This is a genomic window from Kocuria sp. LHG3120 (assembly GCF_049897445.1).
Classification (GTDB): Bacteria; Actinomycetota; Actinomycetes; order Actinomycetales; family Micrococcaceae; genus Kocuria; species Kocuria rosea.
Map to the genome: position 1 here is coordinate 109504 of NZ_JAFCWG010000005.1, position 20595 is coordinate 130098.

At 73.1% G+C, this 20595-nt stretch carries 22 protein-coding genes; 16 read left to right on the forward strand and 6 right to left on the reverse strand.

Going from position 1 to position 20595, the window contains the following annotated elements; translation table 11 throughout:
• Nucleotides 1-81 precede the first annotated feature (81 nt).
• A complete protein-coding gene (locus ACP7CD_RS11340) occupies nucleotides 82-921 on the reverse strand; it encodes an aldo/keto reductase (RefSeq protein WP_017835099.1) in 840 nt (279 codons plus the stop codon).
• Between the two features lie 217 nt (nucleotides 922-1138).
• Nucleotides 1139-1978 carry an SIR2 family NAD-dependent protein deacylase gene (locus ACP7CD_RS11345; protein WP_426120223.1) on the reverse strand — a complete coding sequence of 280 codons (840 nt, stop codon included), beginning with the start codon at nucleotides 1976-1978 and terminating at the stop codon, nucleotides 1139-1141.
• 111 nt (nucleotides 1979-2089) lie between these two features.
• On the opposite strand from ACP7CD_RS11345, the gene ACP7CD_RS11350 reads away from it, so the two are divergent.
• From ACP7CD_RS11350 to ACP7CD_RS11390, 9 genes are all read left to right on the forward strand, one after another.
• The gene (locus tag ACP7CD_RS11350) at nucleotides 2090-2461 is read left to right on the forward strand and encodes a hypothetical protein (RefSeq protein ID WP_426120224.1); all 372 of its coding nucleotides are present in this window, start codon (nucleotides 2090-2092) and stop codon (nucleotides 2459-2461) included.
• Between the two features lie 104 nt (nucleotides 2462-2565).
• Nucleotides 2566-2718, forward strand: coding sequence for a hypothetical protein (locus ACP7CD_RS11355; protein WP_154676753.1), 153 nt, complete (start codon nucleotides 2566-2568; stop codon nucleotides 2716-2718).
• A 91-nt stretch (nucleotides 2719-2809) separates the two neighbouring features.
• Nucleotides 2810-5737, forward strand: coding sequence for a DUF4040 family protein (locus tag ACP7CD_RS11360; protein ID WP_426120226.1), 2928 nt, complete (start codon nucleotides 2810-2812; stop codon nucleotides 5735-5737).
• Nucleotides 5737-6183: a sodium:proton antiporter gene (locus tag ACP7CD_RS11365; protein ID WP_109243540.1), complete on the forward strand. Its 447-nt coding sequence runs from the start codon at nucleotides 5737-5739 to the stop codon at nucleotides 6181-6183. The genes ACP7CD_RS11360 and ACP7CD_RS11365 overlap by 1 nt, the downstream gene beginning before the upstream one ends.
• Nucleotides 6180-7685, forward strand: a complete 1506-nt coding sequence (locus tag ACP7CD_RS11370) for a monovalent cation/H+ antiporter subunit D family protein (RefSeq protein WP_017831715.1) — start codon at nucleotides 6180-6182, stop codon at nucleotides 7683-7685. The genes ACP7CD_RS11365 and ACP7CD_RS11370 overlap by 4 nt, the downstream gene beginning before the upstream one ends.
• Nucleotides 7682-8101 carry a Na+/H+ antiporter subunit E gene (locus ACP7CD_RS11375; protein WP_017831716.1) on the forward strand — a complete coding sequence of 140 codons (420 nt, stop codon included), beginning with the start codon at nucleotides 7682-7684 and terminating at the stop codon, nucleotides 8099-8101. The genes ACP7CD_RS11370 and ACP7CD_RS11375 overlap by 4 nt, the downstream gene beginning before the upstream one ends.
• Nucleotides 8098-8355: a monovalent cation/H+ antiporter complex subunit F gene (locus ACP7CD_RS11380; protein ID WP_017831717.1), complete on the forward strand. Its 258-nt coding sequence runs from the start codon at nucleotides 8098-8100 to the stop codon at nucleotides 8353-8355. The genes ACP7CD_RS11375 and ACP7CD_RS11380 overlap by 4 nt, the downstream gene beginning before the upstream one ends.
• Before the next feature lie 2 nt (nucleotides 8356-8357).
• Complete coding sequence (gene mnhG, locus ACP7CD_RS11385) at nucleotides 8358-8753, forward strand: monovalent cation/H(+) antiporter subunit G (protein ID WP_237740394.1); 396 nt, start codon at nucleotides 8358-8360, stop codon at nucleotides 8751-8753.
• Nucleotides 8750-9427 carry an MOSC domain-containing protein gene (locus ACP7CD_RS11390; RefSeq protein WP_176337108.1) on the forward strand — a complete coding sequence of 226 codons (678 nt, stop codon included), beginning with the start codon at nucleotides 8750-8752 and terminating at the stop codon, nucleotides 9425-9427. The genes mnhG and ACP7CD_RS11390 overlap by 4 nt, the downstream gene beginning before the upstream one ends.
• Nucleotides 9428-9437: 10 nt before the next feature.
• On the opposite strand, the gene ACP7CD_RS11395 is transcribed toward ACP7CD_RS11390, so the two are convergent.
• Nucleotides 9438-10130: a hypothetical protein gene (locus ACP7CD_RS11395; protein ID WP_017831720.1), complete on the reverse strand. Its 693-nt coding sequence runs from the start codon at nucleotides 10128-10130 to the stop codon at nucleotides 9438-9440.
• A 73-nt stretch (nucleotides 10131-10203) separates the two neighbouring features.
• On the opposite strand from ACP7CD_RS11395, the gene ACP7CD_RS11400 reads away from it, so the two are divergent.
• The 4 genes from ACP7CD_RS11400 to ACP7CD_RS11415 all read left to right on the forward strand — a co-directional run bounded on the left by ACP7CD_RS11400 (nucleotide 10204) and on the right by ACP7CD_RS11415 (nucleotide 13908).
• Complete coding sequence (locus ACP7CD_RS11400; protein ID WP_017831721.1) at nucleotides 10204-10692, forward strand: MarR family winged helix-turn-helix transcriptional regulator; 489 nt, start codon at nucleotides 10204-10206, stop codon at nucleotides 10690-10692.
• A gap of 61 nt (nucleotides 10693-10753) precedes the next feature.
• On the forward strand, nucleotides 10754-11245 hold the full coding sequence (locus tag ACP7CD_RS11405; protein WP_081615660.1) for a DoxX family protein: 492 nt from the start codon (nucleotides 10754-10756) through the stop codon (nucleotides 11243-11245).
• Nucleotides 11246-11487: 242 nt separating this feature from the next.
• A complete protein-coding gene (locus tag ACP7CD_RS11410) occupies nucleotides 11488-13335 on the forward strand; it encodes an ABC transporter ATP-binding protein (protein WP_051063693.1) in 1848 nt (615 codons plus the stop codon).
• Between the two features lie 3 nt (nucleotides 13336-13338).
• Nucleotides 13339-13908 (forward strand): DUF421 domain-containing protein, encoded by a 570-nt coding sequence (locus ACP7CD_RS11415; protein ID WP_126346752.1) that lies wholly within the window; start codon nucleotides 13339-13341, stop codon nucleotides 13906-13908.
• Nucleotides 13909-13968: 60 nt separating this feature from the next.
• Here the strand turns inward: ACP7CD_RS11415 and ACP7CD_RS11420 are convergent, their stop codons facing one another.
• Nucleotides 13969-14976 (reverse strand): AsnC family protein, encoded by a 1008-nt coding sequence (locus tag ACP7CD_RS11420; protein ID WP_126346753.1) that lies wholly within the window; start codon nucleotides 14974-14976, stop codon nucleotides 13969-13971.
• Nucleotides 14977-15138: 162 nt separating this feature from the next.
• Here ACP7CD_RS11420 and ACP7CD_RS11425 point away from each other — a divergent pair, with 162 nt between their 5' ends.
• The 3 genes from ACP7CD_RS11425 to ACP7CD_RS11435 are packed head-to-tail and all read left to right on the forward strand — an operon-like array spanning nucleotide 15139 to nucleotide 17948.
• Nucleotides 15139-15894 (forward strand): DUF5058 family protein, encoded by a 756-nt coding sequence (locus ACP7CD_RS11425; RefSeq protein WP_017831726.1) that lies wholly within the window; start codon nucleotides 15139-15141, stop codon nucleotides 15892-15894.
• Between the two features lie 46 nt (nucleotides 15895-15940).
• The gene (locus ACP7CD_RS11430) at nucleotides 15941-16693 is read left to right on the forward strand and encodes a hypothetical protein (RefSeq protein WP_426120227.1); all 753 of its coding nucleotides are present in this window, start codon (nucleotides 15941-15943) and stop codon (nucleotides 16691-16693) included.
• A 28-nt stretch (nucleotides 16694-16721) separates the two neighbouring features.
• Nucleotides 16722-17948 (forward strand): amidohydrolase, encoded by a 1227-nt coding sequence (locus ACP7CD_RS11435; RefSeq protein WP_017831728.1) that lies wholly within the window; start codon nucleotides 16722-16724, stop codon nucleotides 17946-17948.
• A 25-nt stretch (nucleotides 17949-17973) separates the two neighbouring features.
• Here ACP7CD_RS11435 and ACP7CD_RS11440 read toward each other — a convergent pair whose 3' ends face one another.
• On the reverse strand, nucleotides 17974-19068 hold the full coding sequence (locus tag ACP7CD_RS11440) for an SDR family oxidoreductase (protein ID WP_426120228.1): 1095 nt from the start codon (nucleotides 19066-19068) through the stop codon (nucleotides 17974-17976).
• Between the two features lie 91 nt (nucleotides 19069-19159).
• Nucleotides 19160-20590, reverse strand: a complete 1431-nt coding sequence (locus ACP7CD_RS11445; RefSeq protein WP_272026399.1) for an L-serine ammonia-lyase — start codon at nucleotides 20588-20590, stop codon at nucleotides 19160-19162.
• Nucleotides 20591-20595 lie beyond the last annotated feature (5 nt).

Below are 20595 nucleotides of genomic sequence, written 5' to 3' on the forward strand. Positions count from 1 at the left end.
TGCCGGCGGCGGGACGGGCGACGCCCGGGACCGCGGTGCACCCACCGCGGTCCCGGGCGTCGCCGGGGAAGGAGCCAGGACTCAGTTGAAGTCCTTCGGGTCGGAGCCGATCCGCCCGCCGTTGTCGAGGCCGCTGATCGCCCGGACGTCCTCGTCGTCGAGCCGGACGTCGAGGGCCGCGTAGTTCTCGCGGATCCGCTCCGGCGTGACGGTCTTGGGGAAGACCACGTTGCCGATCGCCAGGTGCCACGCGATGATGACCTGTCCCGGGGTGGCGCCGTGCTTGCGGGCGATCGAGTCGATCACCGGGTCCTTCAGCAGGTCGCCGCCCTGGCCCAGGGGGGACCAGGCCTCGGTCAGGATGCCGTGCGAGGCGTTGAAGTCCCGCAGCGCGGACTGGTTGAAGTAGGGGTGCAGCTCCACCTGGTTCACCACGGGGACCACGCCCGTCGCGTCGATGATCTCCTGGAGCTCCTCCTGCGGGAAGTTCGAGACGCCGATGGACCGGGCCTTGCCGCTCTCCCGGATCTCCTGGAACGCCTTCCAGGTCTCCAGGTACTTCCCGCGCTTCGGGGTGGGCCAGTGGATGAGGTACAGGTCGACGTACTCCAGGCCGAGACGCTCCAGGGAGGCGTCGATGGCCTTCAGCGCGGAGTCGTGGCCGTGGTCGTCGTTCCACAGCTTGGTGGTCACGAAGATCTCGTCGCGCGGGATGCCGCTGTTCGCGATCGCCCGGCCGACGCCCTCCTCGTTGCCGTAGATCATGGCGGTGTCGATGTGGCGGTAGCCGGCCTCGAGGGCCTGGCCCACCACGTCCTCGGCGATGTCGGCGTCGACCTGCCACACGCCGTAGCCGAGCTGGGGGATGGTCCTGCCGTCGTGCAGGGTGAGGGTCGGGGACTGCGTCGTGGACTGCGTCATGGACCGTGCCTTTCGTGGGGAGACAGCCAGGGGCTGACAGGGAGGGCCGGGAGGAGCTCGTCCGGGCCCGGTGTCCGTCGAACAGTCTCCTGCTGTCGCCGCGCGCTGACAAGAAGGACAGCGTGCTTTCTGCTCTCAGCAATCGGCCTCCGCTGCCCAGCCGCAGCGGGAGGCCCCGGGAAGGCGGGGAACGGTGGCCGCAGCCGGCGGCGGGCGCTCAGCCGTCGGCGCGTGGCCGCCGGGCGGCCGGGCGCCGGTCGCCCCACGGGGGCAGGAGGCGGGGCAGCGCCTCGGCGGCGCCGGCCCGGACGGTCCGGTCGGCGTGCGGGGTGAGCGCGGTGTCCTCGGGGTTGATCTCGACCACGGGCGTCCCGCGGCCGGCCGCGATCAGCGGCAGGGAGGCGGCGGGCTGCACGAGCCCGGACGTGCCCACCACGAGCACGAGCTCCGCCTCGGCCACGGCCGCGGCGGCGCGCTCCACGGCGCCCTCGGGCAGCTGCTCCCCGAACCACACGACCGCGGGCCGCACCGCTCCGCCGCAGGAGGGGCACACCGGGGGGCGCTCGCGGCTCGGCTCCTCGCGGTCGGGCTCCTGCGGAGCGGGCGGTGCCTCCGGACGGGCCTCCGCTGCCAGGCCCGGGAGGAGACGCTCCGGGAACGGGGCGCCGCAGCCCGAGCAGCGGAACGCGAACAGGCTGCCGTGCAGGTGGGCGAGGACCGCGGAGCCCGCCCGCTCGTGGAGGTCGTCGACGTTCTGGGTGACCACGTGGACGCGGGCGCGGTCCGCCCACCGGGCGATCGCCCGGTGTCCGGCGTTGGGGCGGAGCCGGCGCACCTGGCGGGCCCGCCAGAGGTACCAGGACCAGACGAGCCCGGGGTCGGCGTCCCACGCCTCGGGGGTGGCCAGCTCCTCGGGGGACCAGCGGGCCCACAGTCCGGTGCCGGCGTCCCGGAAGGTGGGCACCCCGCTCTCGGCCGACATCCCGGCGCCGGAGAGCACGGTCACGGTGCGCGCGGAGCGCGCCAGCTCGAGCAGTTCGGGGTCGAGGTCGTCCATGCCGCCGACGGTATACGCACGGAGGCTCCCGGACCAGGGTGCCCGGGCCGGTGCGGGGAAACGCCCGGGCCCGTTGGTCGATCGGCACGCGCGCGTGGTGGAATGGAAACCATGAAGTTCAACGTCCAGCGCGTGCTGACCCCCGCCTACCTGACCTCCGTCGCCCTCGTCGTGGTCGGAGTGGTCCTCGGTCTGGCGTGGTACCCCGTCGCGGCGTGGCTGTTCGTGCTCGCCGGTCTCGCGCTCAACGCGATGGCCGTGTCGGTCACCGAGATCAACGACGCCCCGCGCCGTCGTCCGGCCCTCGCCCCCCACGACGGCGACCGCGGCGGCGAGCTCGTCGAGGACCGGGACGAGGACCTCGGGGACGCGCTCCCGCCGGAGGAGCCGGCACGCCGCGCGCCCGTCGAGCCGGACGCCGAGACCGCCGCCACCCCGACCGTCCCGCACTCCGGTTCGAGCCCCCTGCGGGAGCGGCGCTGACCCCGTCACCGGCCGGAAGGGCGGCCGGACCGCGCGCAGAGGAGTCACGGGCACCGCAGCACCTCGCCGGGGGCTGTGGTGGCCGTCATGGTAAATTCGGGGCGATGACCAGCCCCAGGAACCACGCCCACGGCCGCGGCCCCGCCGTGCCGCCGGGCCGCGTGCTGTCCTCGGCGGTCCGGTGCGTGTCCAACGGGACGAACGGCTACCTGAACTCCTGGGGGCCGCTGCTCTCCGGATGCCCCCGGGACGCCTGAGCACTCCGGCCGGGACACCGGCCGGCGCGGCCGGTCAGTCGACGGCCGAGTCCACCTCGTTCCCATCCCACCGACCGGACGGTTGCCAGGCGTGTCCCTCCTGATCATTCTTGCTCTCACCACCCTGCTGTGCCCTGCGGCGGCCGTCCTGGGCCGCCGGGCGGGCCGTGACGCCGGCTGGCCGCTCGCCGCGGGCCTCCTCGTGCTCGCCGGTGCGCTGGTCGCGGTGTGGAACGGCCGGGGGGACGCCGACGCGGTCTCCCAGCAGATCCCGTGGATGCCGACCCTGGGCGTGACCTTCCACCTGCGGCTCGACGGGCTCGGGCTGTTCTTCGGCCTCATCGTGCTGGTCATCGGCGCGGTGGTCATCGGCTACTCGGCCCGCTACCTCGCCAAGGGCTCGCACAGCGCCTTCTACACCCTGATGACGTTCTTCGCCGCGGCGATGCTCGGGCTGGTCCTGGCCGACGACGTGGTCCTGCTGTTCGTGATGTGGGAGTTCACCACGCTGTGCTCCTTCCTGCTCATCGCCCGCTCCGGCCCGCACGCCAAGGACCCGGCGATCCGGACCTTCCTGGTGACCATGGCCGGCGGGCTGTGCCTGCTCGCCGCGGTGGTCGCGATGTGGGTGGCCACCGGCACCACGCGCCTCAGCGACATCCTCGTCGACGACGTGTGGTCCACGTCCCCCGGGTTCGCCGCGTTCGTCGCGGTGCTGATCGCCCTCGCGGCCTTCACCAAGTCCGCGCAGTTCCCCTTCCACGCCTGGCTGCCCGACGCCATGGTCGCGATCACCCCCGTGAGCGCCTACCTGCACGCGGCGGCCATGGTGAAGGCCGGCATCTACCTCATGCTGCGCTTCTCCACGGCCCTCAGCGAGGTGCCGGTGTGGAACGTCCTGCTGATCTCCGTGGGCCTGTTCACCGCCCTGATGGGGGCGGTGTTCGCGCTGCAGCGCAACGACCTCAAGGAGCTGCTCGCCTACTCCACCGTGAGCCAGCTGGGCTTCCTGACGGCGACCATCGGCATCGGCACCTCCTACGCGGTGGTGGGGGCCGTGGTGCACGTGGCGGCCCACGCGCTGTTCAAGTCGGCGCTGTTCATGTCCCTGGGGGTCGTCGACCACCAGGCCGGCAGCCGAGACATCCGCAAGCTCTCCGGGCTGGCGCGGACGATGCCCGTCACGGCCGTCGTGATGACGCTGGCGGCGGTCTCCATGGCCGGGGTCGTCCCGCTGTTCGGGTTCGTCTCCAAGGAGGCCATGTTCAAGGCCATGGCGGAGAGCCCGGCGCCCACCGCGGCGGTGTGGCTCGTGGGCGCCGTGGCGGTCCTGGCCGCGTCCTTCACCTTCGCCTACTCGGCACGGATGATCATCACGATCTTCCCCGGCCGCCCCGCCCAGGACCCGCCGAAGGAGGCCTCCGCGGCCTTCCTGGCGCCCGTGGCCCTGGTCTCCGTGGCCGGTCTGGTGCTGGGACTGGGGGGCGTGCTGGCCGAGCCGCTGCTCGGTGCCGCCTCCGCCGCCGTGGCCGGGCCCGACGCCGAGCCCCACCTGGGGCTGTGGCACGGCCTCGCCCCCGAGCTGTACATGTCCTTGGCGGTCTTCACCCTGGGCACGATCCTGGTGCTCGCCCGGAGGAGCGTGGACCGGCTCCTGGACCGGGAGCTGTCGCCCATCACCGGGGTGGGCACGGTCGAGGCGCTGCGCGGCGGCTCCGTTTCCCTGGGCGCGTGGATCGGCGGCCTCACCCGCGCCGACGCCCCCTACCGGCACCTGGTCCCGCCCGTGGTCGTGCTGGTGGCGCTGACGGTCGTCGGCGTGTTCACGGTCGACGTCCCGCCGCTGCACGGGGACGTGACGCGCCCCCTGGACTGGGTCCTGCTCGGCGTGGTCCTGGTCGGGGTGCTCCTGGCCCTGGGCGTGCGCAGCCGGATCGCCCTCGTGACGATCATCGGCGTGGTGGGCTTCGCGGTCGCGCTGTGGTTCTACGAGCTCGGCGCCGCGGACGTGGCGCTGACCCAGCTGCTGGTCGAGATCCTCACCGTGGTGGTGATCGTCCTGCTGCTCAACCGACTGCCCTCCACCTTCCACCGGACCGGGAAGCGGCGGTCGACCACGGCGGCCGTCGTCGCGGTCCTCGCGGGCACCTCCGCCGCCGTGGCCACGTGGGCGCTCACCGGCCGGCGCGGGCTCTCCGACGCGGGCCAGTACTTCCTCGCGGAGGCCAAGACGGAGACCGGCGGGTCGAACGTGGTGAACACGATCCTCGTGGACTTCCGCGCCCTGGACACCCTCGGTGAGCTCACCGTCCTGGGCGTGGCCGGCATCGCGATCGTCGTGGCCCTGGAGTCGCGGGGGCTGCTGCCCAAGCTGCACAGCCCCATCACGGAGCCGCCCGGGTCGCCGATCAGCGACGCCCGGGACAACACCATGGTCCTGCGGGTCACCGAGCGCCTGCTCGGGCCGGTCATCGTGGTCCTGTCCCTCTTCTTCCTGCTCCGCGGGCACTACCAGCCCGGCGGCGGCTTCATCGCCGCCCTCATCGGTGCCGCGGGCATCTCCCTGGTCTATCTCTCGGCGCAGGACGACCGGGTCAGCCGGCTCGGTGTGCCCTACGTGAAGCTCATCGGCGCCGGGGTCGCCGTGGCGGTGGTCGTGGGCCTCCTGGGCCTGGCCGAGGGCTCGTTCCTGCGCGCCCTGCACTTCGACGTGTTCGGGGTCGCGATCACCACGGCGCTGTTCTTCGACGTCGGCGTGTACCTCGCGGTGGTCGGCGTGATCCTGGCCGCGGTCAGCCGTCTCGGCGTGGAGGAGAAGGAACCACCGCCCCTGCGGCGGGTGGGCTCCACCGCGGTGGACGGTCCCGCCCCCCGCCCGACCCCCACCACGGACGAGCCGCACCACCCCAGCACGGCGCCCATGGACCTCAGCAGCATCCGGGTTCTCGACCGGAGTTCCGGACGGCCTTCCGGGGCGTCCGCCGAGCACCCCGACCGACCCCGAGGAGACGATTCCTGATGGCACTCGCACTGACCGTGGGGGTGCTCATCGGAGGCGGCGTCTTCATGATGCTGCGGCGCGGCATGGTCCGCCTGATCATCGGCTTCGCCCTCCTCAGCCACGGGGTGAACCTGCTGATCATGTCCACCGGCGGCATCGACCGCCGCGGTGAGCCCCTCGGTTCCTCCCCGGACCCGGCGACCACGGCGGACGCCCTGCCGCAGGCCTTCGTGCTGACGGCGATCGTCATCGCGTTCGCCATCACCATGTACATGCTCGTGCTCGCCGTGACCGGCGACGAGGACGACGACACCGATCTCGAGCTCACCGGCCGGGAGATGGAGACCCCTGACCTGATGGACGACCCCGCAGACAGCACCGGGACGCACGGCGCCGCCCCCGCGGACCCGGATCCGGTGGGCACCCGCCCCGAGCGGCGCCCGGGGCGGGGTGGTCGCGCATGAGCGCGGACCTGATCCCGTTCTTCGTCATCGTCCCGCTGCTGGCCGCCGGTCTGCTGGTGCTCGCCGGCGGCTCCGGGCGGATCGGCAAGGCGGGGCTGCTCGCCGTCCTCGGGGCGGACGTGGTGTGGGCCGTGTGGCTCGTGGCCACCCTCCTGGACGGCGGCACCGTGCTGGCCCACCGGATCAGCGGCTGGCCCGCCGGCATCGCCATCCCCTTCGCGGCCGATCTGTTCACCGCCCTCATGCTCACCGCGACCGGCTTCGTGACCCTGGTCAGCTCCTGGTTCGGGGTGGTCTCGGGGCAGGCGGAGAAGCGCTACTTCGGCCCCCTGGTGCTCGTGCTCACGGCCGGCTTCAACGGAGCCCTGCTCACGGCGGACCTGTTCAACCTGTTCGTGTTCATCGAGGTCATGCTCGTGCCGTCCTACGCGCTGATCATCCTGGCCCACCGCGGCCGGGGACGGCTGATGCAGGTCACGTCCTCGCGGATCTACGTGAGCGTCAACCTGCTGGCCTCCACGATCTTCCTCGCGGGGGTGGGGCTCGTCTACGGCACGGCCGGCACCGTGAACCTCGCCGAGCTGGCGGGCCGGGCCGCGGAGTCCACCGCCGTGGCCGTGTCGGTCGCCGTTGCTCTCACCGCCCTGGCCGTGAAAGCGGCGGTGGTCCCCGTGCACGGGTGGCTGGCGCGCACCTATCCCTTCATGTCGCCCACCGTCACCGCCCTGTTCTCGGGTCTGCACACGAAGATCGCGGTCTACGCGATCTACCGGATCTACGCCGTGATCTTCGACGGCGCGGAGCAGTACCTGTGGATCGGGCTGGTGGTCTTCACCGTCTCGATGGTGGTCGGTGTGCTCGGCGCCGTGGGGGAGCGGGACGCGCGGGCGATCCTCGCCTACTCCACCGTGAGCCAGATCGGCTACATCCTGCTGGGCGTCGCCCTGTTCGGGGCCGCCGGACTCACCGCGGGCATCTTCTTCCTGCTGCACCACACGGTGGTGAAGGTGTCCCTGTTCCTGTCCACCGGCGCGGTGGAGATCGCCTACGGGCGGCAGCCGCTGGGCGAGGTCACGGGACTGCTGCGGCGGGAGCCGCTCACCGCCGTGGTGTTCTTCGCCGCCGCCATGTCCCTGACCGGCATCCCGCCGTTCTCGGGGTTCGTGGCCAAGCTGGCGCTGATCCTGGCCGCGTTCGAGGAGCAGCAGGTCGTGGTGGCCCTCGTGGCGGTCGGCGTCAGCCTGTTCACGCTCCTGTACCTGCTCAAGATCTGGGGGAAGATGTTCCTGGGGAATCCGGAGGACTCGTCGAGCGAGGTCGTCGCCGCGGACGGCACGAAGGAGCGCCGCATCCCGGTGGGCCTCATCGCACCGGCCCTCGTCCTGGCGGTCGTCACCCTCGTCCTCGGTGTGGGCGGTGAGCTGCTGCTGGGCGTCGCCGCCACGGCGGCGGACGGGCTCGTGGACACGAGCGCGTTCGTGGAGGCGGTGGTGAACTCGTGAAGTGGTTGACCTGGCCGCTGCGCCTGATCGGCTTCCTGCTCTGGTACGCCTGGGAGCTGGTCCTCTCCAACGCCGCGGTGACCCGCGACGTGCTCACCCCGGGTCAGGGGTCCTCGCCCATCGTGGTCCGCTACCGGACCCGGTGCCGCAGCGAGTTCGAGACGGTCCTGCTCAGCGTGCTCATCACCCTGACCCCTGGGACCCTGACCCTGGCCACCGTGGCCCGGACCCGTGGCGGCGCGGACGGTCCCGCGGTCGACGTGGGCACGGGGGACGACGGGGCTCCGGGCACGGAGGGCTACGACATCTTCGTGCACGCCATGTACTCGGACGGACCGCAGGACGCCCGGTCGGGCCTGCGAGAGATGGAGACCCACATGCTGAACGGCATCCGACCGGGAGGGGGACCCCGATGATCGGCATCCTCTTCGGCGTGCTGGTGCTCGCCGCCTCCGTCCTCGTCGCGGGGGTGCGGATGTTCCGCGGCCCCAACGACGCCAACCGGGCCATCGCCGCGGACCTGCTGTTCTCCTCCGTGGTGGGGCTCATCGCCCTGTTCGGCGTGCTGGCGATGAGCCCTCCGGTCTTCGACCTGGTCCTCATCGCGACTCTCGTGGGCTTCCTGGCGACCCTGTCCCTGGCACGCGCACTGACCAAGGGAAGGCGGTGACCGTGGACTTCGACCCGATCATGCACGACACCCTGTGGATGAGCGTGGTGGGACAGGCGTTCATCGTCCTGGGCTCGCTGATCTTCCTCAGCGCCACGGTGGGGATCACCCGGTTCCCCGACCTCTACACCCGGTCCTCGGCGGTCGCCACGGCCACGGGCCTCGGCGTCTCGTTCGTCCTCACCGGGGCGTTCTTCTTCCTGCCCGGCGTGGAGAACGCGGTGAAGCTGATCGTCGCGGTGGTCCTGCAACTGGTGACCTCGGCCGTGGGCAGCATGGCGCTGGCCCGCTCCGGGTACCTCATCGGCTCCGCGGTCTACTCCCCGACCCACCACAACGAGCTGGAGGAGCGCACCGAGGACGAGGCCGGCCGCCCCGGCGAGGACGTCCGGCCGTGACCGGACGCGTGCACAGCGTCAACGTGGGACGGTCCGGGGTCAACCCCGCCCGGCCGAACCGCGCCACCGGCATCCGCAAGCGCCCCGTGGACGGACCGGTGGAGGTCCGCGACCCGGGCCCCCGCAGGGGTGGTGTCGGCTCTGGCCTGGCCGGGGACTTCATCGGGGACGGCAAGTACCACGGCGGCACGGACCAGGCGGTGTACGCGTTCGCGCGCGAGGAGCTGGACTTCTGGGCGCAGGAGCTGGGGCGGGAGATCCCCGACGGCTCCTTCGGGGAGAACCTCACGCTCTCGGGCGTCGACGTCGACGACGCGCGGCTGGGCGACGTCTGGCGCATCGGCGGGGTGCTGCTGCAGGTCACGGACGCCCGCATCCCCTGCGGCACGTTCCGCGCGAGCATGGAGGTGCGCGGCTGGCTGCGCCGCTTCACGGAGCGGGGCCGCTCCGGGGCCTACCTCAAGGTCCTGGAGCCGGGCACGCTGCGGGCCGGTCTGCCGGTCGAGCTCACCCGCCGCGCCGGGCACGGGGTGGGCGTGGCGGACGCCTTCCGCGCCCAGACCACGGAGCGGCACCGGATGCCGGAGCTGCTCCGGGCGGGCGAGGACCTGTGCGACCAGCTCCGGCTGCGGGTCGAGAAGGAGCAGCGGGCGGCCGGCCGGCGCGACGAGTGAGCCGCCGCCCTCAGTTGAGGGCTGCGCCCCGGTAGACCTGCGCGACCTGCTCCTCGGAGAGCCGGGTGTCGATCACGGTGGTGCCCTCCGGGTCGTCGCGCAGGAAGCGGACGGGCCCGTGCGAGCCGGTCTCCAGGAGGAGCGCGGCGTCGGCGTCGTACAGGGCCTCCACGGAGGTGCTGAAGCGGTCCCCCCGCACCGGGGTCACGGACAGCTCCAACCGGGCACGGACCCGGCCGCCGTCCGTCGCCGCGTCCGCCGCCGTGCTCCCGCCCGTGCTCCCGCCCGTGCGCCCGGCGGCGGACGCGTCCTCGGCGACCGGCTCGAGGGCGACCTCCCGGACGACGCCCACGCCGTGCTCCACGACGTTCGCCAGGCGGGCGCCCAGCCGGCCCTGCGCGGTGCTGAAGGCGCGCTTGAGCCGGGCCGTCCACCACAGGGCCGTGGCCACCAGCACCACGGCGACGAGGGCGAGGTAGAGCACCGAGCCGGACCGGGACCACTGCTGCCACAGCAGGACCACGGCGAGCGCGGTCAGCACCGGGACCACCAGCAGCAGCGACGTGCCCAGGCGCTCGCCCAGGGAGGGGCGGTCGGGCGCCCCGTCCTCGCCGGGGGCGGTGCGCAGCCGCCGCATGACCTGGACGTCGAAGTCGCGGTCGTCCGCGGGTACGGGCCGGGGCCAGGTGCCGAGGGAGTCCATGGGTTCCATTATGGGGCGCGCTCGGCGGACGCGTTCCCATGAGGCGTCAAGGACCGGCTCGTAGAATCGGGCCATGACCGAGACCCGATGGCTGTCCCCCGAGGAGCGCGAGGCCTGGCTGGCGCTCGTCTCCATCATGTTCACGCTGCCCGGCAGCATCGAGTCCCAGCTGCAGGCGGAGGCGGACCTCAGCCTGGCCGAGTACCTGGTGCTCGCGATGCTCTCGGAGGCCCCCGACCGGCGCCGGCGCATGTCGGACCTCGCGGCGGCCACCAACACCTCCCAGTCCCGGTTGTCCCGGATCGTCGCGCGTCTCGAGCGGGACGGCCTGGTGGTGCGCGCCGGTGGGGAGCAGGACAAGCGGGTGGTGCTCGCGGAGATCACCGACCGCGGCCTGGAGCGGGTCCAGCAGGTGGCCCCGGGCCACGTGGAGCACGTCCGGCGGACGGTGATCGACCGGCTGACGCCGGTGCAGGTCCAGCAGCTCGCGCTGATCGGCCGCATGGTCGACGACGCCGCGGCCGGCCCCACGGCCCGGGGACTGGCCTCGGACCAGCCGTGACACCGGGCCCCCTTCACCAAGAAGCTTGACACGGAAAGTATCTGCCCCCTACTGTGGTGACATGTCCACAACACAGGTGCCGCAGCGCACGTCCTCCGCCCGTTCCTCCGCCCCCACCGTCCCCACCGCCGACTCTTCGGCCGCGACCCTCGGCCTGACCGTCCTGCGCGTCGTCCTCGGCACCACGTTCCTCCTGCACGGCTGGCAGAAGGTCACCGAGTGGACCGTCGCCGGCACCCAGGCCTCCTTCGCCCAGATGGGCGTCCCGGCGGCCGAGCTCGCCGCGCCCGTCGCGGCCGTCCTCGAGCTCGTGGGCGGGCTGATGCTCCTCCTGGGTCTCGGCACCCGCGTGGTCGCCGCCCTGCTCGCCCTGACCATGCTGGGCGCCCTCGTGCTGGTGCACCTTCCCGCGGGCTTCTTCGCCGCCGACGGCGGGGTCGAGCTCGTCCTGCTCCTCGCCGCCGCGTCCGTCCTCTTCGTCCTGGCCGGTGCCGGCCGCTGGTCGCTGGACCACCTGGTCGCGGCGCGGCGCCGCGGGTCCGCCCGGGCCTGACCCCTCCCGCGCCGGAGCGACCCGCCCCCGCCCGCAGCATCCTGCGGCGCGGGGGCCCGTCGTCGTCCGGCGTGCGGGGCTCCTCCGGCGGGCTGCGGCGGGCGGGCGCGGACGTGTCGGCGCGGCCGCGTAAAATCGGTGGCGGCGCGGCGCGCACGACCACCACGGTGCCGCGTCTGGTGCAGCGCGGGCGATCCCCGCAGATCGGGGTTGGCCGCATGAGCATGCAGAACTCGCCGTACATGGTGCTGTGGCGCACCGTCCAGGGCCAGGACGTCAAGGACCGGAAGATCGACCGGGGCACGCTCCGGCGCATCGTCGTCTTCGCACGCCCGCACAAGACCAGGCTCACGGTGTTCCTGGTGATCTCGGTGCTCACGGCGCTGCTCGGCGTGGTCACCCCGATCCTGGCCGGCGACGTGGTCCGTGCGATCAACGCCGGGGACGCGGTCTCCGTGGTGGTCTGGCTCGCGGTGGCCATCGCCGCCGTGGCGGTCGTGGACGCGGGGCTGAGCATCCTCAACCGGTGGCTCTCCTCCCTGATCGGCGAGGGGCTCATCCTGGACCTGCGCACCGCCGTCTACGACCACGTGCAGCGGATGCCGATCGCCTTCTTCACCCGCACGCGCACCGGGGCCCTGGTCTCCCGGCTCAACAACGACGTCATCGGCGCCCAGCGGGCGTTCTCCAACACGCTCTCCGGCGTGGTGAGCAACATCGTCTCCCTGATCCTGACCGTCGTCGTCATGGTCTCGATCTCGTGGCAGGTCACCGCGCTGTCCGTGCTGCTGCTGCCGATCTTCCTGGTCCCGGCCCGGGCCATGGGCGGGCGCCTGGCGAACCTTCAGCGGGAGGCGGCCCAGCACAACGCGTCCATGTCCACGCAGATGACCGAACGGTTCTCCGCGGGCGGCGCCACCCTGGTCAAGCTCTTCGGCCGGCCCGACGCCGAGGCCGCCGAGTTCGCCCGTCGTGCCGGCCGCGTCCGGGACATCGGCGTGCGGGTGGCGATGCTGCAGACCGTGTTCGTCACGGCCCTGACGCTGGTCTCGGCGCTCGCCCTGGCGCTCGTCTACGGGCTCGGCGGCGCGCAGGCGATCCTCGGCAACCTGGACGCCGGCGCGGTCGTGACCCTCGCCCTGCTCCTCACCCGGCTGTACACCCCGCTGACCATGCTCGCGAACGCCCGGATGGACGTCATGAGCGCCGTGGTGAGCTTCGAGCGGGTCTTCGAGATCCTCGACCTCGTCCCCCTGATCCAGGAGCGGCCCGGGGCCCGGTCGCTGCCCGCCGGGCCCGCGTCGGTGGAGTTCGACGACGTCCGGTTCGCCTACCCCTCCGCCGAGGAGGTCTCGCTCGCCTCGCTCGAGGACGTCGCGGTGCTCGACACCAGGGGCGGCGAGGAGGTGCTGCACGGCGTGGGCTTCACCGTCCTGCCGGGGCAGACGGTGGCCCTCGTGGGGTCCTCCGGCGCGGGCAAGTCGACGATCGCCCAGCTCGTGGCCCGGCTCTACGACGTCACCTCGGGAGCGGTCCGGATCGGGGGCACGGACGTGCGGGACGCCACCTTCGCCTCGCTGCGGGAGACCATCGGGATGGTCACCCAGGACGGGCACCTGTTCCACGAGTCGATCCGGGACAACCTCGCCCTGGTGAAGCCGGAGGCCACGGACGAGCAGCTGTGGGACGCGCTGGCCCGGGCCCGCATGGAGCACGTGATCCGCTCCCTCCCGGACGGGCTGGACACCGTGGTGGGCGAGCGCGGCTACCGGCTCTCCGGCGGCGAGCGGCAGCGGCTGACCATCGCCCGCCTGCTGCTCGCGGCCCCGCGCGTGGTGATCCTCGACGAGGCCACCTCGGCGCTGGACTCCACCAACGAGGCCTACGTCCAGGCGGCACTGGGCGAGGCGATGGAAGGGCGCACCGCCCTGGTCATCGCCCACCGGCTCTCGACCATCCGCTCCGCCGACCAGATCCTGGTGGTCGAGGACGGCCGGATCGTGGAGCGGGGCCGGCACGCCGAGCTCCTCGCCGTGAGCGGGCGCTACGCGGAGCTCTACGAGACCCAGTTCGCGGACCAGGAGGTCTGACCGGTGCTCGACGACGCCGTGGCGCGCCTCGGCGTGGACGCCCCGGGGGCGCTGGCGGTGGTGGCCTCGGCCGTGGGGATCTATCTGGCGTTCCTGCTCATGGTGCGGGTCCTGGGGCAGCGCGTGCTGTCCCGGCTGTCGACCTTCGACGCGGTCATAGTGGTCATGCTCGGTGCCGTGGCCGGGCGCGCGGTCCTGGGGGACACGCCCACGCTCGCCGCGGGCGTGCTGGGGCTCGGCACGCTGTTCGCGCTCGAGGCGGGCTTCGGCCGGCTCCGCGCGGGGATCCGCGTGTCGGCGCTGATGAACAACCGGGCGGTGCTGCTGATGGCCGGCGAGCGGGTCCTGGAGGCCAACCTCCGCCGGGTCCACGTGGTGGAGTCCGAGCTCTTCGGTGCGCTGCGGGGCGCCGGGGTGCGCAGCCCCGACGAGGTCGCGTGCGTGGTCTTCGAGGCCGCCGGCACGATCAGCGTCCTCCGGCGCGGCACGCCGGTCGACCCCCGGCTGCTCGAGGGCGTCCGGGACGCCCACCTGGTCCCGGCGGACCTGCTGCGGGAGCCGGGCCGGGGCTGAGGACCGCCCGCGTCCCGTCCTCTGCATCGCACCGCGGCGGGGCCGGGGCGGCGCACGGCGTCACGGGGCGGCCGGACCGAGTTCGGTCACCACCTCGCCGGTCGCGGTCGAGTCGTCGCGCAGCATCCAGCCCATGCGCTTGTGGGTCCGCACCCCCACGTCGGACTCGACCACCTGGACCCCCGGCGCGGCGGCCTGCAGCTCCGCCTCCACGTCGAAGATGTCCCCGGGGGTGCGCAGCCAGAGCAGGAAGGTGAGGTTGGTGTCGCCCGTGGTCGAGGCGCACAGGCGCAGCGTCCGGTGGGAGCGCAGGCAGCGCACGGCCGCCTCGAGCTGCGCCGGCGGCACCCGGACGTACCACTGGCAGGGCACCGGGTAGCCGGAGTGCTGCTGGGCCAGTTCGCAGCGGAGAGCCACGAGGCCGGTCTCGAGCGCCTGGCGCAGGTGCCGGGCCGCCGTCGTCGGGTGGGTCCCGGTCGCGGCGGCGATCTGCGCGGCGGTGGCCCGCCCGTCGGCCTGGAGCACGGCCGTCATCTCCTCGAGGTGGGCGGGGACGGCGCCGTGCGGGCGGTGCGCCTCCGAGCGCAGTGCGCTCACGCGGCGCTGCTGCTCCGGGGACAGCACGTCCAGGCGCCAGTTGCTGCCGATGGCGTGGAGCCGGGTGGCCACCGTGAGCTGGGCCCGCAGGATCGCCGGATCGGCGCGCACCAGCGGCAGCACGTCCCGGGTCATCTGCTCCCAGCTGCGGGTGAGGACGGTGAGCCGGACGTCCCAGGCGCGCGCGGACTCCTCCACGGTGCCGATCTCCGGGACGGCGCACAGCCGCTCCAGCACCTCCGCCCGGCGGCCCGGGCGGCACTCGAGGCCGATGAAGGTGGCGCAGCCCTGCGTGCCGGAGGTGCCCAGGTGGGCGGTGACCCAGCTGCGGCCGTCGGCCCGGAGCCGGTCCCAGCGGGCGGCCAGCGTGGTGGGGTGGCGGCCGAGCGCGGCCCCCAGCTGGGTCCAGGACGCCCGCGGCGCGATCTGCAGGGCGTGCACGAGCTCGAGGTCCTCCGGGGGCAGCTCCATGCTCATTCCTTCGGTCGAGAGTGCATTCGGTGCAGTTTATCGAAGATCTCCAATGAGAGTGATCGGCGTCACGTCACGCTCGGAGCAGAGATCCGCCGGCGACGGACTCCTCGTGGCCCCGCCTCTCCTTCCCCGCCGATCCGACCACCTCCGGGAGTTCCCATGAACCTGCGCACCGCTGTCGACGGCGCCTCCACCGACATCCTGTCCGTGGCCAACCTGCCCGTGCTGTGGATCTGCGCCCTCGGCGTCTTCGCCGTCATCGTCGTGCAGACCGTCATCTACGTCCGGGCCGCCCGTGTGGCGGCCCCCGCCGCCGGGGTGAGCCCGGCGGAGCTGAGGACCTCCTTCCGCGCCGGGGCGGTCTCGGCGATCGGGCCGTCCCTGGCCGTGGCCCTGGTGGCCGTCGCGCTGCTGACCGTCTTCGGCGCTCCCGCCGTGCTGGTGCGGATCGGGCTGATCGGGTCGGTGTCCTTCGAGACCGGTGCGGCCAGCATCGCCGCGGGAACCATGGGGGCCGACCTGGGCGGCCCGACGTACACGCAGGGCGTCTTCGCCGTGGCGTTCATGGCGATGAGCCTGGGCGGGGCGATGTGGATGCTCGCCACGCTGGTCCTCACCCCGCTGCTCAAGCGCGGCGACGTCAGCCTGCGCAAGGTCAACCCCGCCGTGATGACCGTGGTCCCCGGGGCGGCCCTGCTCGGGGCGTTCTTCGCCCTCGGGCTCGGGGAGCTGCCGAAGTCGGGCAACCACGTGGTGGCCTTCCTCGCCTCCGCGGCCGTGATGGCGGTGTGCCTGGGCATCGCCAAGGCCCTCCGGGCGCAGTGGATCCGCGAGTGGGCGCTGGGCATCGCCATCCTGACCGCGCTGGTCGTCACCTACGCCACCGTCGGCGCCGGTGTCTTCCCGACCGCCTGAGACCGTCCCCGAGCCCGTGCGTCAGACCCACCGAAGGACTTCTGCCATGACCACCGTGAACCCCGCCGCCGTCCCCGCCCTGGAGCAGTTCGACGCGACCACCGCCCGCTGGGGCCGGCTGACGATGATCGCCGGGCTGCTCTTCGCCCTGGCCGGCCCCGCCTACCTCGTGCTCTTCTCCGGCCTGGACGTGGACCAGGCCCGGATCTGGACCGCCCTGCTGGCCATCGCCGGCACCTTCGGGGTGCTCTGGATCGTGGAGCCGCTGACCTACTACCCGATCCTGGGCCAGGCCTCGATGTACCAGGCCTTCATGATCGGCAACATCTCCAACAAGTTGCTGCCCTCGGCGCTGATCGCCCAGTCCGCCATCGGCGCGAAGCCCGGCACCCGCCGCGGGGAGCTGGCGGCGGTGATGGCCATCAGCGGAGCGGCCATGGTGCACCTGGTCTCGCTGCTCGTCATGGTCGGTCTCCTGGGCTCCTGGCTGGTGAGCGTCGTGCCCGCCGACGTCGTCGCCGTGGTCCAGACCTACATCCTGCCCTCGGTGCTGGGCGCGGTGCTCGTGCAGGCCGTCGTCTCGACCCGCAACCTGCGGATGACGGTGATCGCCGGCGTCGTCGCCGCGGCCGTCGTGTTCCTGCTGGTGCCGACCGTGCCCACCCTGGCGTTCTTCGGCACCGCCATCGCGGTGATCGCCACCGCTGTGCTGGCATGGTTCCTGCGCGACAGGTCGGCCGAGGCCGATCCCGTCGCGCCCCAGCCGGAGGCCTCCTCCGACGACCTCCGCATCGGCTAGCACCGTTCTCCCGAAAGGACCCCGCACCATGAGCACCACCACGGACCTCCAGCTGACCGACGACCTGCGCCGGCGGATGCACCTGCTGTACCGCGAGCTGCACGCCCACCCGGAGCTGTCCATGCAGGAGCACGCCACCGCGGCCCTGCTCGAGCAGCGGCTCACCGCCCTGGGCATCGAGAACTTCCGCTGCGGCGGCACCGGGGTGGTCGGGGTGCTGCGCAACGGGGACGGGCCCACGGTGGCCTTCCGCGCCGACACCGACGGCCTGCCCCTGGCCGAGGACACCGGTCTGGACTACGCCAGCACCGCCACCGGGCGGCTGGAGGACGGCACCGAGGTCCCCGTGATGCACGGGTGCGGCCACGACACGCACATGACCGCCCTGCTGACGGCCGCCGAGCTGCTGGCCGGCGCGCGGGAGGCCTGGGCCGGGACCGTGGTGCTGATCTTCCAGCCCGGGGAGGAGACCGCCGCCGGCGCCCGGGCGATGCTCGAGGACGGGCTGTGGGAGCGGGCGCCGCTGCCGGAGGTCGTCCTCGGCCAGCACGTGATGCCCTCCCGGGCCGGCACGGTCAGCTGGGCTGCGGGGGACGTCATGGCGATGGCCGACTCCTGGCGGGTCACCGTCCACGGCAAGGGGGCCCACGCGTCCCAGCCGCAGGACGCCACCGACCCGATCGTGCTCGGGGCGCACATGATCACCCGGATCCAGACCATCGTCTCCCGCGAGATCGACGCGCGCCGGGCCGCGGTGGTCACCGTGGCGACCTTCCACGGCGGGCTCAAGGAGAACATCATCCCGGCCTCGGCCGAGTTCACGCTCAACGTGCGCACCTTCGACCCCGCCGTCCGGGACCACGTCCTGGGCGCGCTGCGGCGCATCATCGCCGCGGAGGCGGCGGCCTCGGGGGCCCCGGAGCCCACCATCGAGGAGCTCTCGACCTTCCCCCGCAACTACAACGACCCGGCGGCCACCGCTGCTCTCGTCGAGCGCTTCCGCGAGGTGCTGGGGGAGGACAACGTGGTGGAGGTCGAACCGATGATGGGCTCGGAGGACTTCGGGGCCCTCGGCGCGGCGATCGGGGTGCCCTCGGTGTTCTGGATGTTCGGCGGCCACGACGGAGCCGTCCTCGAGGGGGAGGGACCCGTGCCGGTGAACCACTCGCCGTTCTTCGCCCCGGCGATCGAGCCGACGCTCTCCACCGGGGTGCGGACCGCCCTCACCGCGATCCTCTCCCGCGTGGGCGGCTGACCCCTCCCGGGTCCCTGTCTGGGGGTCAGGGGATGATGTGCTCGGTCCGGTAGCGGTCGAAGAGGCCGGTGAAGCAGTCCTGGGTGCGGCGGTAGCCGGTGAACCCGGCCAGCCGGCTCTTGCTCATGTCGGCGACCACCTCGATGGGCCGGCCGAGGTCGGCGTCGGTGTGCCACCAGGAGGCCACGCGGGCGAGGTCGGGCTCCGCGAGCCCGTGCTCGGCGACGATCCGGGCCCAGACGTCCTCGGCGCCGCGCATCTGCTGCTCCAGCGGCCGCGGTGCGTCCTGGTAGCCCTCCCACTCGAGCCCGAACCAGGCGGCCAGCGCCGGCCACATCCGGCGCCAGCGGAAGACGTCGCCGTTGACCACGTTGTAGGCCTCGTTGCCGGCGGCCTCCTCGGTGGCGGCCCAGACCATGTGCTCGGCCAGCAGGGACCCGTCGGTCATGTCGGTCAGGCTGTTCCACTGGACCTCGGAGCCGGGGAACACGAACGGGCGGCCCGTCTCCCGGCAGATCGCCGCCTGCGCGGCCAGGGTCAGCCCCATGTTCATGGCGTTGCCCACCGCGTGGCCGATGACCGTGTGCGCCCGGTGCACGGACCAGCGGAAGCCCTGGCGGCCGGCGGCCGCCCAGAGCTCGTCCTCCTGGGCGTAGTAGAAGTTCTCCACCGGCAGGCGCGGCTCCTCCTCGAGAAAGGGGGTGTCGGGCATGTCCCCCATGCCGTAGGCCTCGAAGGGGCCCAGGTAGTGCTTGAGCCCGGTCATCAGCGCCACGTGCTCCACCGGGGCGTGGGCCAGGGCGGCCAGGAGGTTGCGGACCATCCCGGCGTTGACCTCGATGTTCTCCTTCTCGGTGTTCTGGCGGGACCAGGCGGTGAAGAACACGTGCGTGGGCCGCTCCCCGGCCAGGGCCGCGGCCAGGCTCTTCGGGGAGCGGAGGTCGGCGCCGAGGTGCCGGGCCGAGCTGCCGGGGACGGGGTTGCGGGAGAGGGCGAGCACGTCCCAGTCCTCGGTGCGGGTCAGCTGCTCGACGATCGCCGAACCGGCGATGCCGCTGGCCCCCACCACCAGGGCGGTGGGACGCTGCGGGGAACGGGTGTCCTGGGCGGGGGCTGTCACGGTGCGGTCTCGTCTCCTCGGTGGGTGCCAACGCTGCTCGCCGGTCCGCACGGACAGGACCGTCCGGGCCGACGGGTTCAGCGTCTCACGGTCAGCACTCCACGACGTTCACGGCGAGTCCGCCCAGGGCGGTCTCCTTGTACTTGTGGCTCATGTCTCTGCCGGTCTCGCGCATGGTCACGATGACCTCGTCGAGGCTGACCCGGTGGGTGCCGTCGCCCCACATCGCCATCTTGGCGGCGTTGATCGCCTTGGCCGCGGCGATCGCGTTGCGCTCGATGCAGGGGATCTGCACCAGTCCGCCGATGGGGTCGCAGGTCAGCCCGAGGTTGTGCTCCATGGCGATCTCCGCGGCGTTCTCCACCTGGGCCGGGGTCCCGTCCAGGACCTCGGCGAGGCCGGCGGCGGCCATCGAGGAGGCGGAGCCGACCTCGCCCTGGCACCCCACCTCGGCCCCGGAGATCGAGGCCTGCTCCTTGTAGAGCACCCCGACCGCCCCGGCCGTGAGCAGGAAGCGGACCACGATGTCCCGCCGGGCGGCCGCGAGCGCCTCGGGGCCCTCCGCGGCGGCGGCGCGGGCGGCGGGGGAGTAGTGGGTGGCGTAGAACAGCACCGCCGGGATGATGCCGGCCGCCCCGTTGGTGGGGGCGGTGACCACGCGTCCGCCGGAGGCGTTCTCCTCGTTGACCGCCAGGGCCACGAGGTTCACCCACTCCGGCCAGAAGCCCGGGTCCCGGTCCGGGTCCTCGGTGCGCAGGCGCCGGTGCCACTCGGGGGCGCGGCGGGCCACGTTCAGCCCGCCCGGCAGCGGGCCGGTGCGCCGGAGGCTGGAGTCCTTGCACTCCTCCATCACGGTCCAGATGTGCAGCAGCTGCTGCCGGATCTCGTCCTCGTCGCGCCAGGTCCGCTCGTTGGCCAGCATCACCCCGCTGATCGGCAGGCCGGTGCGCTCGCAGTGGGCCAGCAGCTGTGCGGCGGTGCGGAAGGGGTGGGGCACCTGGGCGCTGGCGGCGTCCAGCTCGGCCGCGGCGGCGCCCTCCTGGCCCTCGCGGACGATGAAGCCGCCGCCCACGGAGAACCAGGTCTCGTCGGCCAGCACGGCGCCGGAGGCGTCCAGGGCCTGGAAGCGCATGCCGTTGGTGTGCCGCTCCAGGACGGTCAGCGGGTGCTGCACCATGTCCTCGACCCGGTAGGGGAGGTCCTTGCGCTGCCCGAGGGCCGCGCACAGCCGCAGCGTCCCGGTCTCGGCGAGGTCGGCGAGCCGCTCGTCCACCTCGGCGGGCAGCACGGTCTCGGGGTCGTAGCCCTCCAGGCCGAGCAGGATCGCGGTGAAGGTGCCGTGGCCCCGGCCGGTCGCGGCCAGCGACCCGTAGACGTCCACGCGCAGGTCCGCGGTGCGCTCCAGCAGCCCGCTCCCGGTCAGGGTCTCGGCGAAGCGCCGTGCGGCGCGCATGGGGCCGACGGTGTGGGAGCTCGAGGGGCCGATGCCCACGGTGAACAGTTCGAAGACGCTGATGGCCATGAGGG

What these genes read in the sequence shown, in the direction of transcription:
- ACP7CD_RS11340 (WP_017835099.1), bottom strand. Translation starts at nt 921, where the DNA reads ATGACGCAGTCCACGACGCAGTCCCCGACCCTCACCCTGCACGACGGC.
- ACP7CD_RS11345 (WP_426120223.1), bottom strand. Translation starts at nt 1,978, where the DNA reads ATGGACGACCTCGACCCCGAACTGCTCGAGCTGGCGCGCTCCGCGCGC.
- ACP7CD_RS11350 (WP_426120224.1), top strand. Translation starts at nt 2,090, where the DNA reads ATGAAGTTCAACGTCCAGCGCGTGCTGACCCCCGCCTACCTGACCTCC.
- ACP7CD_RS11355 (WP_154676753.1), top strand. Translation starts at nt 2,566, where the DNA reads ATGACCAGCCCCAGGAACCACGCCCACGGCCGCGGCCCCGCCGTGCCG.
- ACP7CD_RS11365 (WP_109243540.1), top strand. Translation starts at nt 5,737, where the DNA reads ATGGCACTCGCACTGACCGTGGGGGTGCTCATCGGAGGCGGCGTCTTC.
- ACP7CD_RS11370 (WP_017831715.1), top strand. Translation starts at nt 6,180, where the DNA reads ATGAGCGCGGACCTGATCCCGTTCTTCGTCATCGTCCCGCTGCTGGCC.
- ACP7CD_RS11380 (WP_017831717.1), top strand. Translation starts at nt 8,098, where the DNA reads ATGATCGGCATCCTCTTCGGCGTGCTGGTGCTCGCCGCCTCCGTCCTC.
- ACP7CD_RS11395 (WP_017831720.1), bottom strand. Translation starts at nt 10,130, where the DNA reads ATGGACTCCCTCGGCACCTGGCCCCGGCCCGTACCCGCGGACGACCGC.
- ACP7CD_RS11400 (WP_017831721.1), top strand. Translation starts at nt 10,204, where the DNA reads ATGACCGAGACCCGATGGCTGTCCCCCGAGGAGCGCGAGGCCTGGCTG.
- ACP7CD_RS11405 (WP_081615660.1), top strand. Translation starts at nt 10,754, where the DNA reads ATGTCCACAACACAGGTGCCGCAGCGCACGTCCTCCGCCCGTTCCTCC.
- ACP7CD_RS11410 (WP_051063693.1), top strand. Translation starts at nt 11,488, where the DNA reads ATGGTGCTGTGGCGCACCGTCCAGGGCCAGGACGTCAAGGACCGGAAG.
- ACP7CD_RS11420 (WP_126346753.1), bottom strand. Translation starts at nt 14,976, where the DNA reads ATGGAGCTGCCCCCGGAGGACCTCGAGCTCGTGCACGCCCTGCAGATC.
- ACP7CD_RS11425 (WP_017831726.1), top strand. Translation starts at nt 15,139, where the DNA reads ATGAACCTGCGCACCGCTGTCGACGGCGCCTCCACCGACATCCTGTCC.
- ACP7CD_RS11430 (WP_426120227.1), top strand. Translation starts at nt 15,941, where the DNA reads ATGACCACCGTGAACCCCGCCGCCGTCCCCGCCCTGGAGCAGTTCGAC.
- ACP7CD_RS11435 (WP_017831728.1), top strand. Translation starts at nt 16,722, where the DNA reads ATGAGCACCACCACGGACCTCCAGCTGACCGACGACCTGCGCCGGCGG.
- ACP7CD_RS11445 (WP_272026399.1), bottom strand. Translation starts at nt 20,590, where the DNA reads ATGGCCATCAGCGTCTTCGAACTGTTCACCGTGGGCATCGGCCCCTCG.